This is a genomic window from Sphingobium yanoikuyae (assembly GCF_034424525.1).
GTDB classification, from domain to species: domain Bacteria; phylum Pseudomonadota; class Alphaproteobacteria; order Sphingomonadales; family Sphingomonadaceae; genus Sphingobium; species Sphingobium yanoikuyae.
This window is the reverse complement of sequence record NZ_CP139979.1, coordinates 1,434,967-1,452,212: the sequence shown is the minus strand read 5'-3', so window position 1 is coordinate 1,452,212 and position 17,246 is coordinate 1,434,967. Positions and strand designations below refer to the sequence as shown.

At 66.0% G+C, this 17,246-nt stretch carries 14 protein-coding genes; 4 read left to right on the top strand and 10 right to left on the bottom strand.

Features of this window, described 5'->3' with window-relative positions; translation table 11 throughout:
• Positions 1–47: 47 nt before the first annotated feature.
• Both U0025_RS06705 and U0025_RS06700 read left to right on the top strand, forming a co-directional pair.
• A complete protein-coding gene (locus tag U0025_RS06705) occupies positions 48–923 on the top strand; it encodes an RcnB family protein (RefSeq protein ID WP_037491396.1) in 876 nt (291 codons plus the stop codon).
• Between the two features lie 66 nt (positions 924–989).
• The gene (locus U0025_RS06700) at positions 990–1,367 is read left to right on the top strand and encodes a VOC family protein (protein WP_004212180.1); all 378 of its coding nucleotides are present in this window, start codon (positions 990–992) and stop codon (positions 1,365–1,367) included.
• Here the strand turns inward: U0025_RS06700 and U0025_RS06695 are convergent.
• From U0025_RS06695 to U0025_RS06685, 3 genes are all read right to left on the bottom strand, one after another.
• The gene (locus U0025_RS06695) at positions 1,348–3,894 is read right to left on the bottom strand and encodes a sensor domain-containing protein (RefSeq protein ID WP_004212179.1); all 2,547 of its coding nucleotides are present in this window, start codon (positions 3,892–3,894) and stop codon (positions 1,348–1,350) included. The two genes, U0025_RS06700 and U0025_RS06695, sit on opposite strands and share 20 nt — an antisense overlap.
• 121 nt (positions 3,895–4,015) lie before the next feature.
• The gene (locus U0025_RS06690; RefSeq protein WP_004212177.1) at positions 4,016–4,834 is read right to left on the bottom strand and encodes an arginyltransferase; all 819 of its coding nucleotides are present in this window, start codon (positions 4,832–4,834) and stop codon (positions 4,016–4,018) included.
• A 123-nt stretch (positions 4,835–4,957) separates the two neighbouring features.
• Positions 4,958–6,205, bottom strand: a complete 1,248-nt coding sequence (locus U0025_RS06685) for a threonine ammonia-lyase (RefSeq protein ID WP_004212176.1) — start codon at positions 6,203–6,205, stop codon at positions 4,958–4,960.
• Between the two features lie 97 nt (positions 6,206–6,302).
• On the opposite strand from U0025_RS06685, the gene U0025_RS06680 reads away from it, so the two are divergent.
• Positions 6,303–7,172: an NAD(P)-dependent oxidoreductase gene (locus U0025_RS06680; RefSeq protein WP_004212175.1), complete on the top strand. Its 870-nt coding sequence runs from the start codon at positions 6,303–6,305 to the stop codon at positions 7,170–7,172.
• Between the two features lie 8 nt (positions 7,173–7,180).
• A complete protein-coding gene (locus U0025_RS06675; RefSeq protein WP_004212172.1) occupies positions 7,181–8,869 on the top strand; it encodes an amidohydrolase in 1,689 nt (562 codons plus the stop codon).
• Positions 8,870–8,959: 90 nt separating this feature from the next.
• On the opposite strand, the gene U0025_RS06670 is transcribed toward U0025_RS06675, so the two are convergent.
• From U0025_RS06670 to U0025_RS06640, 7 genes are all read right to left on the bottom strand, one after another.
• Entirely contained in the window at positions 8,960–10,702 is a 1,743-nt protein-coding gene (locus U0025_RS06670; RefSeq protein WP_004212170.1) for a hypothetical protein, read from the bottom strand.
• Positions 10,702–11,448 (bottom strand): FkbM family methyltransferase, encoded by a 747-nt coding sequence (locus U0025_RS06665; protein WP_004212168.1) that lies wholly within the window; start codon positions 11,446–11,448, stop codon positions 10,702–10,704. The genes U0025_RS06670 and U0025_RS06665 overlap by 1 nt, the downstream gene beginning before the upstream one ends.
• Positions 11,445–12,584, bottom strand: coding sequence for a glycosyltransferase family 4 protein (locus U0025_RS06660; protein WP_004212167.1), 1,140 nt, complete (start codon positions 12,582–12,584; stop codon positions 11,445–11,447). The genes U0025_RS06665 and U0025_RS06660 overlap by 4 nt, the downstream gene beginning before the upstream one ends.
• Complete coding sequence (locus U0025_RS06655; RefSeq protein WP_004212166.1) at positions 12,581–13,864, bottom strand: hypothetical protein; 1,284 nt, start codon at positions 13,862–13,864, stop codon at positions 12,581–12,583. The genes U0025_RS06660 and U0025_RS06655 overlap by 4 nt, the downstream gene beginning before the upstream one ends.
• Positions 13,865–13,878: 14 nt before the next feature.
• Positions 13,879–14,631 carry a class I SAM-dependent methyltransferase gene (locus U0025_RS06650; RefSeq protein WP_004212164.1) on the bottom strand — a complete coding sequence of 251 codons (753 nt, stop codon included), beginning with the start codon at positions 14,629–14,631 and terminating at the stop codon, positions 13,879–13,881.
• 76 nt (positions 14,632–14,707) lie between these two features.
• Complete coding sequence (locus tag U0025_RS06645; protein ID WP_004212163.1) at positions 14,708–15,841, bottom strand: glycosyltransferase family 2 protein; 1,134 nt, start codon at positions 15,839–15,841, stop codon at positions 14,708–14,710.
• 2 nt (positions 15,842–15,843) lie between these two features.
• The gene (locus U0025_RS06640; RefSeq protein WP_004212162.1) at positions 15,844–17,214 is read right to left on the bottom strand and encodes a sugar transferase; all 1,371 of its coding nucleotides are present in this window, start codon (positions 17,212–17,214) and stop codon (positions 15,844–15,846) included.
• Positions 17,215–17,246: the final 32 nt, after the last annotated feature.

Here is a 17,246-nt window from a genome sequence, read left to right as displayed (position 1 = left end):
CATGATGACCGTGCGGGCGGCCTGACGCCCCTGCAGGAACAGGGAGCATGATGATGGCCGCGCGCTTATTCTTCGCCAGCAGCGCCATGGCGCTGATCGCCAGCCTTGCAGGGCCGGTTGCTGCGCAGGCGCCAGCGACGTCCGGCACGAGCGTGGTCCGCACCACCACCACCACGGCGACGACAACGACCGCCACTGCCCATCGCTGGGGACCGCGCTATGACGGGCGCTGGTATGCCGGCTGGGCCGCGCCGGGTGGCTGGCAAAGCTATCAGCAGCCGCGCGTGGGCTTTGCCCTGCCCGCCTACTGGGTCCATCCACGCTTCTTCATCGCCAATTATAGCGCCTATGGCCTGCCGGCACCGACCAGCGGCTATGGCTGGTCGCGCTATTATGACGATGCGGTGATGACCGACCAATATGGCCGGGTGCGCGACGTGCGCAGCGGCATCGACTGGTCGCGCTATGAGGGCGGCTATGAAGAGGGTGCGGCGCAGCCGGCCGTCATCGCCAGTTCCGGTGGCGAAGCCGGCTATAGCGCGCCCGACGACATGGTGACCTATAGCCCCGCGCCGCAGCCCACGCCGCAGCCCGCCCCGTCCAGCCGCCCCGGCGTGGACTATGATGCGCCGGCCTATGCCAGCAGCGCCGTCAGCCCGAGCGCGCCGACGGTGACAACTGTTGCGGCAGCTCCGACGCCTCCGCCAGCATCGGTGGCGGCGACGAGCGGCACGCACTGGTCGAACCAGCCGGCGACCACGACCGTCGTGTCGGCCGCTCCGCCGGTGCCCGGCCTGCCGCCGGGCGGCTATATTTCGGGCGGCTTCTATTATCCGCCGCCGCTGGTGACGACCATCATCATCAATCCCGACGGCACGACCCAGGCGACGACTCGCTACGCGACCGAGGCCGCGCCGCGCTGAACCGTCCGGAACCGCAACCATGGGTTGGTGCGTTGACGGGCGGGATCAGGCGACGGGAGTGGCGTTATGCTGCATCATGTATCGGTGGGCACCAATGATGTGGCGCGGGCGCGGGCCTTCTACGACCCGCTGATGGCGCTGCTGGGCTATCGCAGCCTGCGCGACCATCCCCATTCGCTCGACTATGGCGTGACCGACGTGGTGTTCAGCGTCGAGACGCCGGTCGATGGCGCGCCCGCGAGCGCCGGCAACGGCATCCATATCTGCTTCGTCGCGGCCGATCGCGGCGCGGTTGACGGATTTCATCGGCTGGCGCTGGAGCTGGGCGGCAGCGATGCCGGGCCGCCGGGCGTGCGGCCGCAATATGACGATCATTATTATGGCGCCTTCGTGCGCGACCCCGATGGCAACAAGATAGAGGCGGTCACTTTTTCGGCGCGATAGGCGCCGCGCCGCGCGCGGCGAGGACCGATGCGGCGGGCTGCGGCCGGCCATAATGATAGCCCTGCGCGATATGGCAGCCGTGCTGGAGCAGCAAAGCGGCCTGTTCGGCGGTCTCTACGCCTTCGGCCACCACCTCCATCCGGAAGCTGCTGCCGAGCTTGATGACGGCGTCGACAATGGCGGCGTCGCCGGCATCGCTGTCGACATGGCTGACGAAGCTGCGGTCGATCTTCAGCACATTGACCGGATATTGCTTGAGGTGGCTGAGCGAGGCGAAGCCGGTGCCGAAATCGTCGAGGGCGATGCGCACCCCGCCGCGCGCGAACCGATCAAGCGCGCGCGCGACCTGATCGGCGCCGCGGCCAAGGAAGACCGACTCGGTCACCTCGATCTCGAAATTCTGTGCCGGCACGCCATGCTGATCCAGCCGGGCCAGGACATGATCGGCGAAATCGGCCTGGAGCAAATCCGCCGCCGAGGCATTGACCGCCACCCGGCCGGGATCGAAGCCCATCCGGAGCCATGTCGCCATGTCGTGCAGCACCGCATCAAGCATGAGGTCAGTCAGACGGATGGCCAGTTCGCCATGCTCGAAGGCGGCGGCGATGGTGGCAGGCGCCTGCACCCCAAGCCGGGGATGCTGCCAGCGCAGCAACGCCTCATAGCCCAGCACCTGCCCGCTGCGCATGTCGACCTTGGGCTGATAATAGGGTTCGACCAGTCGCTCGGCGATCACCTGACGCGCCATGTGGATCATCGAACTGCGCTGCTGCGCGTCGGCGCGCAACTGGGAATGGAACATGGTGAGCCGGCTGCGACCGCTCGCCTTCGACGCATAGAGCGCCAGGTCGGCGGCCTTGAACAGTTCGTGCGCATCATCGCCATGTTCGCCGAACACGGCGCCCCCGACACTGACACCGGCTTCGAGCAATTGCCCCTGATAGGCGAAGGGCACCCGCATCTTGTCCAATATCGCCTGGCTGCAGGCCTGCACGGTCGCACTATCCACCAGCGAGGCAGCGATCAGGCCGAATTCGTCGCCGCCGAGGCGCCCGACCACCGCATCGGACGGCGCCGCCGCAGCCAGACGCTCGGCAAAGCCGCAGAGCAGCGCATCGCCCGCGTCATGGCCGAGCGAATCGTTGATCCGCTTGAGATCATCAATGTCGAACAGCATCAGGCCGAAGCCCGCGCCGGTCGGGCGCGCCTGATCCGCCAGTTCCTCCAGCACGCCCTGCCACAATGTCCGGTTGGGCAGCCGCGTCATCGGATCGTGGGTGGCGGCCCAGCGGATGCGTTCTTCCGCATCGCGCTGTTCGGTGACGTCGAGGAAGGTGACGATGATCCGGCGCAACTGGCCGACTTCGGTGCCAGTCGCCCAGCCGGTGCTGCGGATCCAGCGCAGCGCGCCATTGTCGGCGCGATGGACGCGCAGGGTCGCCTCGAAATGCGGGGGCAGGACATTGGCGGCGACGCCGTCCATCATCGCCTTGAGCTTGTGCCGATCATCGGGATGCACCAGCGACAGGGCCAGTTCGGTGGTCGCCGGCGCATCCGCTGACAGGCCCAGCATTGCCCGAAATTCCGCCGACCAGCTGCGCTGGCCCGAACGGGCATCATAGTCCCAGATGCCGAGCCGCGCCGACTGCACCGCGAGGCGAAAATGCTCCTCGCTTTCGGCCACCGCCTGCTGCGCCAGCTTCTGATTATGGATATCCTCCAGCGTGCCATACCAGCGGATGATCGCGCCCTTGCCATCGCGCCGGGCGGCCGCGCGGGCGCGCATCCAGCGATAGCTGCCGTCGCGCAGGCGCAGGCGATAATCGACATCGACCGGATCGCCCGACTGGAGCCGTTCGCGCCATAGCGCCAGCGTCCGGTCCATGTCGTCAGGATGCAGGGCATTGATCCAGCCGGCGCCCATCGCCTGTTCGGGCGAGCTGCCGGTCAGATCGCGCCAGCGCGGCCCGACCTCCTCGATCGCGCCATCGGGGGTGGCAGTCCAGGGAACCTGGGGGCTGAGTTCTACCGACCAGCGATGATGTTCGCGACTTTCCGCCAGCGCGGTTTCGAGCAATTCAGCCTGTTTGTCGCGACGATCATGCATATCCTCGACCGTTCCATACCAGCGCCATGCCCCTGCGGGCATTGCCTGCCGCGTCATGCGGAGCAGGCACCAGCGGCTTGCGCCATCTGCGCAACGCAGGCGAACGACCAGCGGTTCCGGCTGCGACGACGCGGCGGCGGCCCGTATGATGATCCCGATATCGACCGAATCAAAGCCCTTGCGCCAGCCATGGCGCATCAGCCCCATGCGAAGCCCCCCGCCCCGCACCTCGCCCTCGACCCAGTAGGTCAGCAGGCGACCGCGATAATCCGCGAACCAGTGAATGACGGGCGGGCGTACATGCTTGATCTTGGACGATAATGCCCTGTGCGCGACATGGGCGCCGGACGGCATATGGGCCGCAGGCCCGCCAAGTTCGCGGGCGCCATCGACAAAGCGCCGATCAGCGAAGCGATCCATCGCCCATCCCCGATTGCCGTGCCGCCCTGTTCCTCATGCCGGCGATGATGCAGGAAAAGCTTAAACAAGCCTGCACGTAACCGGAATGATCGAGAATCTGTAAATTACAGAAATTGCGCCGTCAGCGGCGTAGAATGGCGGCCAGTTCGACCGGCAGCGGCGGCTCATCGCGTGGCATGACGACCCGGATCGCCTGCGCCTGCTCCTCCGGATCGAAGCGGACCCAGCCGGCGCGGCTGAGCTTTTCGAGCGGACGATAGCGGATCTTATACTGCATCCGCTGCGAGCCATCGACCCAATAGCCCAGATACACATAAGCGAGGCCCGCACGGGCGGCGCGCTGGATATGATCCATGATGATGAAGTTGCCGAGGCCCGGACGATCTTCCAGTTCGGTGTCGAAGAAGCTGTAGATCATCGACAGGCCGTCGCCCTGGCGATCGGTCAGGCAGGCACCGACCAGCTTGCCGGGGCGGCCATCCTCGCCGGGCAGGCGATATTCGACGACATGGCTTTCGACCGGGGTCTGTTCGACCATGTCGGCAAAGTCCATCTCGTCCATTTCGGTCATGCCGCCGCCGGGATGCCGCGCGCGCAGATAGCGCTGGAGCAATTCGAACTGCTCCTCGGTCGACCAGGGCTTGCAGGCGGTGACGACGAGGTCGCTGTTACGGCGGATCAGCTTGCGCTGGGTCGCGTTGGGCTTGAACTCCTGCGCGACGACGCGGACAGAGACACAGGCCGAGCAATCGGCGCAGCTGGGGCGATAGGCGACATTCTGGCTGCGGCGGAAGCCGATGCGGCCGAGCGCATCATTGAGTTCCGAGGCATTGTCGCCGTTGAGTTCGGTGAAGACCTTCCGCTCGCTCTTGCCCGGCAGATAGGGGCAAGGGCTGGGGTTCGTCACGAAGAAACGCGGAAAGCGGAATGGTGCGCTCATGCCTCTCCCCCCGATTCAGTCATGCGAATTTGCCTTTTCATGGTCGGACTATGCCGTCCCGGCCCAACCATGAAAAGGTCATTTACCACGAAATTTTTACCGATGGTTAAGCATGTCCCAAAATCAGGCAACCTCGATCGGCGCGACCTCGTAACCGGCCGCGCCCAGCGCCGTGATCAGCCGCTGGAGATGGGCGCCATCGCGGGTCTCGCACTCGACGTCGAGGCTGAGCCCCTTGGCCGGCAGATTGGTGAAGATGCGCTGGTGCGACAGTTCCAGGATGTTGACCGCTTCCTGATCGAAGATGCGGGCGACATGGAACAGCGCGCCGGGCCGATCCTGCAGGATGATGCGCAGGCGGGCGAGACGTCCCGAACGGGCGAGATCGCGCAGCAGCACATTGGCGAGCAGGCGGGTGTCGATATTGCCGCCGGTCAGGATCAGGCCGACATTGCGACCGGCGAACTGCTCGCGATAGCTGAGCAGCGCGGCCAGGCCGGCGGCACCGGCCCCCTCCACCACCGTCTTCTCGATCTGGAGCAGCAGGCTGACCGCTTCCTCCAGCCGGCGTTCGGTGACCAGCAGCACATCGTCGGCCAGACGCTCGACGAAGCGGCGGGTGAGTTCGCCCGGCTGCTTCACCGCGATCCCCTCGGCCAGCGTATCGCCGTCACAGGCCAGGTCCGCGCCCTTGATGAAATCATACATCGACGGATACAGCTCCGCCTGGACGCCGATCAGGCGGATATCGGGCTTCATCGCGCGCGCCGCGGTGGCGATGCCCGAGAAGAGGCCGCCGCCGCCGATCGGTATGATCAGCGTGTCGATCTGCGGCGCATCCTCCAGCATTTCCAGACCGACCGTGCCCTGGCCGGCGATGATGTCGGGCTCGTCGAACGGATGGATGAAGGTCAGGCCCTGCTCCACCTCCAGCTTGCGGGCATGGGCATAGGCGTCATCGAACTTCTCGCCATATTGGACGACGGTGGCGCCATGGCCCTGGGTCTGGGTGACCTTCACGATCGGCGTGGTGGTGGGCATGACGATGGTGACGGGCACGCCAAGACGCTTGCCATGATAGGCAAGCCCCTGCGCATGGTTGCCGGCCGAGGCGCCGATCACGCCCTTGGCCTTGGCCGCTTCATCGAGTTGCAGCAGGCGATTGAGCGCGCCGCGTTCCTTGTAGGCGGCGGTGAACTGGAGATTTTCGAACTTCAGATAGACGTTGCAGCCAAGCATTTGCGAGAAGGTCTGGCTAATGAGCGTCGGCGTCTTGACGATCGACCCGGAAATGCGTGTCCGGGCCGCAAGGATGTCATCGACGGTGACGGGCAACGGCAGGGCGCCCTCTATCTTGCTCAGCGTGTTCATGGCGCAGCGCCCTAACGCAAAATTGCCGGTGAAGAAACTGGCACTTGCCGAAAACTGGCCCTATGGCTTGGTTGCACGCACGAAATGTACGAGGCTTATGGCTAATATCGCGTTTATCGGCCTGGGGGTCATGGGCGGCCCGATCGCGGGGCATCTGGCCAAGGCGGGGCATCATCTGACCGTCTACAATCGATCGATCGGCAAGGCCAAGAGCTGGGCCGAGGCCTATGGCGGCGAGGTCGCGATCAGCCCGGCCAAGGCCGCCGAGGAGGCGGACATCGTCATCAGCTGCGTCGGCACCGACGATGACCTGAGCCAGATCACGCTGGGGCGCGAAGGCGCGTTCCGCACGATGAAGCCGGGCGGCCTGTTCATCGACCATACGACCGTGTCGGCGCGGATCGCCCGGCAATTGTCCGTCGAGGGCGAGAGCCTGGGCCTGCACTGCGTCGATGCGCCGGTGTCGGGCGGGCAGGCAGGCGCCGGAAATGGCCGGCTGTCGATCATGTGCGGCGGGTCCGCCCCGGCAGTGGCGGCCGCGACGATCGTGATGCAGGCCTATGCCGCGCGCATCGTCCATGTCGGCAAGGCCGGCGCGGGCCAGACGACGAAGATGGTGAACCAGATCTGCATCGGCGGCGTTCTGCAGGGCCTGGCCGAAGCAATGCGCTTTGCCCAGGCGGCGGAACTGGACCTGGACAAGGTGTTCGAGGCGATTTCGGGGGGCGCAGCGCAAAGCTGGCAGATGGACAATAGATGGAAGACGATGGCGCAGGACAGTTTCGATTTCGGATTTGCGGTGGACTGGATGCGCAAGGATCTGGGGCTGGCACTGGAGGAAGCGCGGGCCAATGGCGCGACCCTGCCGGTGACGGCGATGGTCGATCAATATTATGCCGACGTGCAGGCGATGGGCGGCCACCGGCAGGATACCAGCGCGCTGGTGCGGCGGATCACCCGCGCATGAGGAAGATGATGCTGGCGGCGATCGCCGCGCTTGCTCTGCCGATGCCCGCCCACGCGTCGGGCGTGATCGACAATGTGAACGGCATCGCCATCGGACCGGATGGCAAGATCGTCCATTTCGGCGCGCTGATGATCGACGATGAGGGCAAGGTCGAAAAGCTGATCCAGGGCCGCTATCAGGAACCCGAATATAAGCCCAAGAAGCCCAAGCGCGGCCAACCCTGGCCCGAGCGGCCGAAAGGCCCGAGCTTCAAGCTGGACGCGGGCGGCAAGACGCTGATCCCCGGTCTGATCGACGCGCATGGCCATGTCATGGGACTTGGCCTGTCACTGATCACGCTGGACCTGTCCGACACGAAATCGCTGGCCGAGGCGCAGGCGAAGATCCGCGCCTATGCGCAGGAGAATACCGGCCGCAAATGGATCATCGGCACCGGCTGGAACCAGGAGACATGGGGGCTGGGCCGATTCCCGACCGCCGCAGAACTGGATGCGGCCGTGGGCGACATTCCGGTCTGGCTGGAGCGGGTCGATGGCCATGCCGGCTGGGCCAACAGCGCCGCGATCCGCGCGGCCGGCGTCAGCGCGACGACCAAGGCGCCGGCCGGTGGCCGGATCGAGATGGCGGCGGGCAAGCCGGCGGGCGTATTCGTCGACAAGGCGATGGATCTGATCCAGAAGGTCGTGCCCGCCCCTGCCCCCAAGGATCGCGACAATGCGCTGGAAAAGGCGCAGCGCGCGCTGCTGGCGGTGGGCATCACCGGCATTGCCGACATGGGCACCAGCATCGAGGATTGGCAGGCCTTCCGCCGGTCGGCCGACCGCGGCGCGCTGCGCGTGCGGATCATGTCCTATGCCTATGGCCTCGACAATATGGTGCTGATCGCCGGGCCGGAACCCACGCCCTGGCTGTATGACGATCATCTGCGCATGGGCGGGATCAAGCTGCTGCTGGACGGCGCGCTGGGGTCGCGCGGCGCCTGGCTGAAGGCGGACTATAGCGATGCGCCGGGCCAACGCGGCCTGCCGATGATCCCGTCGACGCAGCTGCGCAACATCATGAGTCGGGCGGCGATGGACAATTTCCAGGTCGCGGTCCACGCGATCGGCGACGCCGCCAATGGCGAAATACTCGACGCGATCCAGGAAATGTCGGACACCTATAGCGGCGATCGGCGCTGGCGGGTCGAACATGCCCAGATCATCGATCCGACCGACCTGCCGCGCTTTGCCCGCTATGGCACGATCGCGTCGATGCAGCCGGTGCATGAAACGTCGGACTGGCGCATGGCGACGGCGCGACTGGGCGAGGCACGGCTGAAAGGCGCCTATGCCTGGAAGGCGATGCTCGACAATCATGTGCCGCTGGCGTTTGGCTCCGACGTGCCGGTCGAAAGCCCCAATCCCTTCCCCGGTATCGCTGCCGCCATGTCGCGGCAGGACGCCAGGGGCGAGCCGGCCGGCGGCTGGATGCCCGAGCAGAAGGTGAGCTTCGAGGCGGCGCTGGACGGCTTTACCCGGCAGGCGGCCTTTGCCGGCTTTGCCGAGAAGAAATTCGGCAGCCTGGTGCCGGGGCAGCGGGCGGACTTCCTGCTGATCGACCGCAATATCGAGACGGCCAGCCCGACCGACATTCGCGGCACGCAGGTGCTGGAAACCTGGATCAACGGCAAGCGGGTCTATGTGAAGGGGCAATAATGGCAAGCTGCAGTGATGCTAACGCATCAGCAGCTTGATACGCTCAAACGCCGCGCGGGCTTAATTTATGCTCGATAATGACCGCCAGCGTCACATCGCGTTGTCGGCGGCGTTCATGGCGTCGTCGATCGTCTCGGGCAGCGGCGGCTGGACCGGGCGATCGCAACCGGCCAGCTTCATATGGGCGCGCAGCGTGTCCATGCGCCCGAGATTCCAGCGCGCCAGCGGCACGCCGAGCGGGCGGAATTCGGCGCGGTCGAACAGCTCGACCACATAGGTCTTGCACAGCTCGTCCACCTGATCGAGCGTCAGCATGCCGAGGTTCATGACCATCGGCTTGCCCGGCACGCCATTACGACCACGCACCAGATCGGTGACGTAGAGGCCGCCGCGCGGATCGACCAGCACGACGTCGGCGCGCGAGGCGTCGATCATGCGGTGGCTGGCGGCATAGGGCTCTACGAAGACATGGGTGCGCCAGACCAGGAAGCCGGCGGTGAGCAGCGTCACCACGAAACCGATGAAGATCGGCCGCATTGCGCCCTGTGGCCGGAAGCGCGCCCAGCCAAGTCCGCCGAGCAGGCAGAAGGGGCCGATGAAGCCATGGGCATAGCGGAAGCCCCAGCCATAGCCCTGCGCCAGCGCCAGCAGGCACCCGGCAAGGCAGCCCAGCGCCAGCGGCAGGGCAATCTCGCGCCCGCGGATCGCATCGCGCCAGCGCATGGCCAGCACGCCAAGGCCCGCGAGCGGCACCATCAATATATTGTTCCAGGCGGCATAGCGGCTGAGATTGACCAGCGGTTGCCAGCGGTCGCCCAGACGCTGGAACAGGCTGCCCACCTTGTCGGCGACGCCGGCGGAGGGGCGCACATCAGTCGGGGCGCCCAGCGCGTGAAGCAGGAAACCGGGCCAGATCTTGGCCCAGACGATAACGATCGCAACCAGGGTCAGCGCGTGGAAGGCCGCCACCGTCCAGCGCCGCGCCAACAGCATCCAGAGGATGAAGGGGGCGATGAAGATGGGCGGGAAATGCCATTGGTGCAGGCCCGCCGCGATCAGCGCGACCACGCCGGCCGAGAGATGGCCGGCAATGCCGCCGCGCAGCACCAGCGCCAGCCAGACCATGTTCAATGCGAAATGGCCGGTCATGGCATAGGGCGTCATCGCCGTGACCCAGAGCTGGGCCGAGGATAACCCCAGCAGCATCGTCACCCAGACGGCATCGGGCCGGTCGGGAAAGAGATGCAGCGCCACCCGCCACAGCGAGAAGAGGCCGAGCACCAGCAAGACCGGGCCGGCGAGATTGGGGTCGCCCATCTGCCAGAACAGTGCCTGGATCGCGCTGTTCACCGGCAGATAGGCGGCGGTCCAATAGTCGGCGGCGCCGAAGGGCGAGAAAAATTCGGGCATGATCGCCCGGCGATAGGGTTCCCATTCGACCGGGATCGGCCGGGCGAACAGGCCTTCGCGCATATAGGCGGCGGCAAAGCGCGCGACCTCTTCATCGCGAGAAACCGAATAATCCTGGAACAGCGCATAATGGCCAGCCCAGGCGGCCAGCCCCAGTAGGACGATGATCGGCACGATGATGCGCGCGCGCGGTTGCGGCAGGCGAAAGCCCATCCCTTCCGCAAAGGGCGCGGCCAGCGCCAGCAGGAACAGGCCGATCATCAGCGCCGGAAAATCCTGATCCAGGAACAGGATGACAGCGAGGCTGACACCCTGACGCCAGGTCACGTGCCACAGGAAGGTCGCACCGAGCCACAGGGCAAGGCCGATCGCCCCGGCAAGGAACAGGCGCCGCGCGCTGACGAAGGGCATTCCCTTCGGCATCAGCTGTCCAGCAGCGCCTTGTTGACGAAGATGCCGTCCATTTCGACCAGCAGCGGGAAATGGCCCTTGTTGTTGGCGAAGAAGGCGGAGGGGACGAAGGCGCGCGCTTCCAGCCAGTCGATCATCGCGCGAAAGCCGGTGCCGCCTTCATAGATGGGACGCACGCCCAGTTCCGTCTGGATGCCGGCCATGTCGGCGATGACGCTCCCCGCCCCTTCGCAGACCGACAGGTCATGGCCCTGCGTATCCATCTTGAGGAAGGGCCGGGCAAAGCCATGGGCGGCACGCAGTTCGGGCAGCAGGCTGTCGAGCCGGCGGCACTGCATCTCCACCGTCTTGGTCACCTTGTTGCGATCGGCGAAGATCGCGTCCTGCGCACCCGAGGGGGCCTTCAAGGAGCTGAACTGGTCGGCGGCCATGATGTTGAAGGTGGCGGTGCCGTCGAAATCGGACAGGGCCATGTTGAAGACATGCCAGTTGCGGTCCGACGCGGCGGCCTTGCTCAGTTCGGCGAAGACGTCCGGGTTCGGCTCGAAGGAAAGGATGGTGCCGGCAAAGCCCGCATCCTTGCGCGCCATGGTCGCATATTGGCCGCGATTGGCGCCGACGTCGAACAGGCAGTCGATGGCGAAGGCGGACAGGAAGCGCTTGAGCGCCTGGATTTCGGGATATTGGTGGACGCGGCCGGCCAGCGCCAGGCGCAGGGCCAATGCACGGTCGGACAATTCGCGGACATAGCGGCTCATGCGCGCAGCACCTGGCGGTAAATTTCCATCGTCGCCAAGGCCATGTCCTTCCAATTGCCCATAATATCTCCATAGGCGCGCGCCCGCGCACCCGCTGCCTGCCTGATGGCCGCGCTTTCGATCAGCGGCAAGAGGGCTTGGGCGAGCGCCGCCGCATTTCCGGCCGGAACTCGAGTGGTGACGCCGTCCGGCAGGGTGCCGAACATGCCGGCGTCCGACGTCACCATCGCCTTGCCATGGTGTAGCGCCGACAGGAAGGCGCCGCTCGAATCGATATGGCGATAGGGAAAGACCATCAGGTCGGCTTTCGCCATGTGCGCGTCCAGCCGGAGCTCGGTGAGGAAGCCGAAATCGGTGATGAGACGATCGACAAAGCCGGCGGCATGGACCGGATCGAGGATCGGCGCGACATCCATGAAGGGCTTGCCGGCCAGCATCAGTTCGAAGGGGTGACCCGCGCGCCAGAGCGACAGGCAGGCCTCCACCAGCAGGTCGACGCCCTTGTATGGGCGGATCGTGCCGAAGAAGAGGATGCGGGGCGCGGCGGGTTCGGGAATGGTGGCGAGGTCCGCCGGGGTGGCGGAGGCGAGTTGCATCGGCGGGTGCGGCGTCACATGGATACGCGCGGGATCGACGCCCTGCCCGACCAGCGCCGCGCGCGTCGTGTCGCCATGGACGATCAACGCATCGAACCGATCGAGCAGCGCGCGATAGCCGCGCCCCTGCAGGCCGCTGTCGGCATGATAGGCATCGGCATTATGGACGGTGTGGACGAGCGCGGTGCGGCCCTTGAGCCGATCGAGCATCAGCCGGTCGGCCGGCGCCAGCGGCAGCCACTGGACATGGGTGACGTCCGCGCCGGTCATCGCATCGAGATTGCCGAGCGCGCAGGTCAGGCCATATTCGGCCGCCTTGGCGAGACGGAAGGCCCGCCCCTCCCCCAGCCGATCGCGCAAGGCCTCGCTGCGGCGGAAGAAGCGCGGGGCGTAGCTATAACCCTGCGGCACGATCGCATCGGTGGCGCGCATCGGCCGGCCGAGCAGGGTGACGTCCGCCCCCGCCTGCGCCAGGCCGGCGCACAGCCCGTCATCATAGCGCCCGGTGAAGAGCGACGGATCGAGCATGGCAATCTTCATGCGCGCACCAGCCGGCGCAGCGAGGTGAGATGGAGGCCAGCCGCCAGCATCAGGGTCAGGGCATAGAGACCGAGGAAGCCTAGATCGAAACGGTCGGGCCAGAACACGCCGGCGAGCGGGACGCTGAGCAGGGAGCCGGCGAGGAAGGGCAGCGAGCGCTGGAGCAGATGGGCGAAGCGGCCGAGCGCGGCCTGGACATAGACCGAGACGCAGATGACCGAGAGCGCGACCAGTGCCAGCGCGGTGAGGCCAAGATCGGCCTGGTCGATCGTGGCGCGGCCGTCGAACAGCTTGTCGAACAGCCAGCCGCCGACCAGCATCAGCAGCGCCGAACCGGCAAGCGCGAAGAACAGCGCGGCGCCGAGCGCGCGGGTCAGGAGTTGACGCAACCGCGCGCTTTCGCCGGCATGATAGGCGCGGGTGATGCGCGGCAGGGCCGCCTCCACCATCGCGCGCACCAGCATCGAGAGCGAGCGCGACATCTTGAAGAAGAAGTCGAACAGCAGCATCGGCCGGGCATCGCTGGTCGCCATGGCGATGGTGAAATAGGGCGCGTTATAGGCGACGATATCCGACACGGTGAAGGCTGCCGACGCGCCGATGTCGCGCAGATAATGGCGGCGCACATGGCCACCGCCGACACGGAAGGCGAACCATTGATTTCGGTTCATGCCGAGGCGGCGATGGACATGGACGATGGCATAGCCGATCACCGCGACACTGACCGCCAGTTGCAGCGCGACCGACAGGCGCGGATCAAGCCCGAAGAGGATGGCCGCCAGCAGGCCGATCGTCACCAGGCGGCGGGCGCAGTCCAGCCCTTCCCACAGGAAATTGCCGTCGATCGCCGCCAGCGCCCGCTTGGCGAGCAAAGCCGGCAGATTGAGGCAGGCGGTGAGGAAGAAGAGCAGGAACAGCATCGGCATGGCCGTATGCAGGCCGCCCAGCGCCAGCGCGCCGAGCAGGATGACGACCGCGCCGACAATCAGCAGCCCGAGGAAGAGGAAGAGGACACCCATTTCCTCCAGCCGGAAGCCGCCGTCCGCCGCATCCTCATCATTGCCCAGCCAGAAGCGGCGCAGGCGCGCATAGATGATGCTGGTGAGACCGAATTCCGCCGAGATGGTGAAATTGCCGAAGGCGACGAGCAGCAGGAAGGCCTGGAACTCCGCCAGCGGCAGCACCCGCACGAAGACGAAGGTGACGGCGAAGCCCCAGATCATCACCAGCCCGACATTGGCGAGCTTGACCAGCGCGAGGATGCGGGCGGATGCCTCCATCCGCGCGAGCATGCTCACTGCGTCGCAGTTCCCAGCGGCTTGCGCGCGCGGAACAGGCGGTCGTCGAGCGCATAGAAATGGCGCGTGTCGGCGTCGATGTCGCGCGCGTCGATTTCCTCCAGATCGAAGCCGGCGGCACGGATGCGATCGGCAAAGTCGAGGCCATATTGGCGGACATGGTCCCACTGGCCGAAGCGCCGTTCGCGCTCGCGCGGCGGGATGTCGAAGCTGCCATCCTCGGTCGGCTTGTCCCACAGCGGCACGATCAGCCAGGCTTCGCCGCCGGGCTTGAGCGCGCGCAGGATATTGCGCAGCACGGCCATGTCGTCGGGCACATGCTCCATCACATGGCTGGCATAGAAAAGGTCGTATCGATCGGTGTCGGACAGCGCCATCAGATCGACCTTGTGCATGCCGGGCACGGTATAGCGCGCGGGATCAAGATCGGCCGGGACATAGTCGGCCGCTTCAGAAAAGCGCTTGACCAGGCTCCCCTCATTGGGGGCCATGTGCAGGATCGCGCCATCGATCGGCACGGTCAACACGCCCTTCATGATGAGATAGTTCATCAGCCGCTCGCGCGGCGAGGCGTTGCAATTGGGGCAGCCCCATTCGCCATTGTCGCCATAGCGGAAGAAGCCGACGACCGTCGTGCCGCAGGCTGGGCAGCCACGATTGGCGCGCGCGCCCAGCGCCTTGCGCAGGTCGAGACCCAATTTGGTCAGATGCTTGCCGGCGGCCTTGGCCACCCGCTGGACAGTAATCACGCCATTCTCCGCTCGGTATCAGCTTCCGGCCTATACAATATGGCGCGGTTTTGGCGAGGGGGATCAGCGCGAAAGATTATCGCGACTGGGCCGGATTCCAGATCGTGACGGTGCGGCCGCGCATGGCCTTGACCACGCCCTTCAGGGTTGCGGCATAGGCGATCAATATATCCATCAGTGTTGCCAGCGGGCCGCTGCGGGCCCGTCCGCCGATGCGGAAGAAGGCCGTCACCGCGATCACCCCCAGCATGGCGAGCAGGATCGACAAGCGCAACGCCAGCACCAGCGCAGCGAGCGCGCCGATCAGGATGAACAGGCCGCCGAACCAACGGACGATCTTGCGCGAGGCATATTTGAACCGGTCGATCGCCGCCATGCGGCGCAGTTGCGGGCGCAAATGGCTGTGCGTGTGCCAGGCGCGAGCAGCGATCCGCACCTTGCGCCGATACTCGTCCCCGCGCCCGGTCACCAGCCGCTCGCGCGCGATCACATCCTTCGCCTTCACCAGCCGCTTGCCGGCAAAGACCACCGCCATGGAGACGGTGAGGTCGTCGAGCACGCTATCGGGAAATTCCGGATAGAGGGAGCGACGGATCGAGAAGATCGAGCCGTCGGCCCCCAGCACATTGCCGGTGCGCGACTCCTCGTCCTTCAGCTTCTCCTCGATCCGCCAGTAGAGCGAACCGACGGCCGCGGTCGCGCTGTCCCCCTCCCCCAGATAATGGAGCGATCCGAGCACGCCGCCAATATCGGGATCGGCATAGCGAGCGAGCAGATTGTCGATCGCGTCGGCATCCAGCAGCACATTGGCGTCGGTGAAGATCAGCACATCGCCGCGCGCACGGGCAGCAAGCAATTTCATGCCATGCGCCTTGCCGCTGCGTCCGGGGCCCTGCAACAGGGTGATAAATCCGCCGCCCCCCTGCGCCGCGATCAACCCGGCGGTGCCGTCGGACGATCCATCATCGAAGGCCAGGATTTCGAGGGTAGGATGCCGATCCTTCAGCATCGCCAGATTGGCGAGCTTGTCCGGCATCGAGGCAGCCTCATTATAGGCGCAGAAAAGCAGCGAGGCGCTGGGCAGCGGGCCATCGGCCGGCGCTTCCGCACGGGTCGGCAACAGGCGCAGGATCAGCGGATAGAAGAAGAAAGGCCAGGCGACCGCGACAAGCGAAAGCAGCAGGACAAGGACAAGCAGAAGGTCGATCATGATCAATAGGCCTTGTGATGCACCAGAACACCCAGCGTCGCGACGATGATGCGCAGATCGCGCCAGATCGACCAGTCGCTGACATATTCCAGATCCGACTGGAGCCGGTCGATCAGATCCTGATGATGGTCGGTCGCGCCGCGATGGCCGCGCACCTGGGCAAGGCCGGTCATGCCCGGCTTGATGCAGTGCCGTTCCCAATAGCGGGCGTCGACCTCCCAATAGAGGCTGTCGCCCGCCTTGGCGGCGGCGGCATGGGGGCGTGGGCCGACGACGCTCATGTCGCCGTTCAGCACGTTGAAGAGCTGGGGCAGTTCATCGATGCTGGTCTTGCGCAGGAAGGCGCCGACGCGGGTCACGCGATCATCGTCGCGCTTCGTCAGCGTTGCGGCCTTGTGGTCGCTCGCCTCGGTCCGCATCGATCGGAACTTGTAGATGGAGAAGGGCCGCCCATCCTTGCCGATGCGCGGCTGGCGGAACAGGATCGGGCCGGGGCTGGTCAGCTTTACCGCCAGCGCGGCGCCGAACAGGACCGGCGACAGCGCGATGGTGGCGATCGTGGCGACGATGATGTCGAACAGCCGCTTGATCAGGCGATCACGGAATTGCAGCGGGCCGCCGGCGACGATGATCGTCGGCTGGCCGTCAAACTCGTCCACCCGCGCAGGCGCGAAGCGCAGCAGTTCGGGGACGACGATCTCGCCCCGCGCCGAGAGCGACTTGAGCGCCGCGGACCAGTCGTCCATCCGTTCGAGCGGACAGGCGACGATCACCCGCTCCGCCATGCCGACCGCAGCGGCCAGGCGTGCGGCCATGTCGGCATCATGGCGTTCGGGATGGAGATTGGCGGCGTCCGCCTGGATCACCTCCATATGGGCGCCGGTCTCGATCGCGACCCCGTCCATGATGACGGCGGTGAGGTGCGGGACATCGCCCAGCAGGCGAACCGCCAGGCGCGCAACCGCCAGGCGCACCAGCGCCAGCGTCGCCGCGCCCAGCAGCAGGCCGGTGAGGAAGGTCAGACGGGACAGCTGTTCGGCGATCTTGCCCAGATAGACGATCAGCAGCATCAGCAGCGCCGCCTGCGCCAGCGCCAGCAGGGCGCGGAAGATGCCGCGGCGCACGCGATCCAGCGTGTTGATGCCATAGGCTCCACCCTGCACCGCGAGGATCGCATAGAGCGGCGCGACCATCGAGAACATCACCAGGCCATGGGGCTTGCCCGGCTCGCCCAGGAAGGCGCCGACGACCAGCCAGTTGGCGAGGAGAAAGGCGATGAACAGCCCCGCCATGTCGCCGGCCAGGCACAGCGCATAGAGGCGCAGCCGCACAATTTCCTTCGAGACAGTCAATGAGGCGCCCTGCATGATCATTATGCTGTCCCGTTGGCACCGGGCGGGGCCGG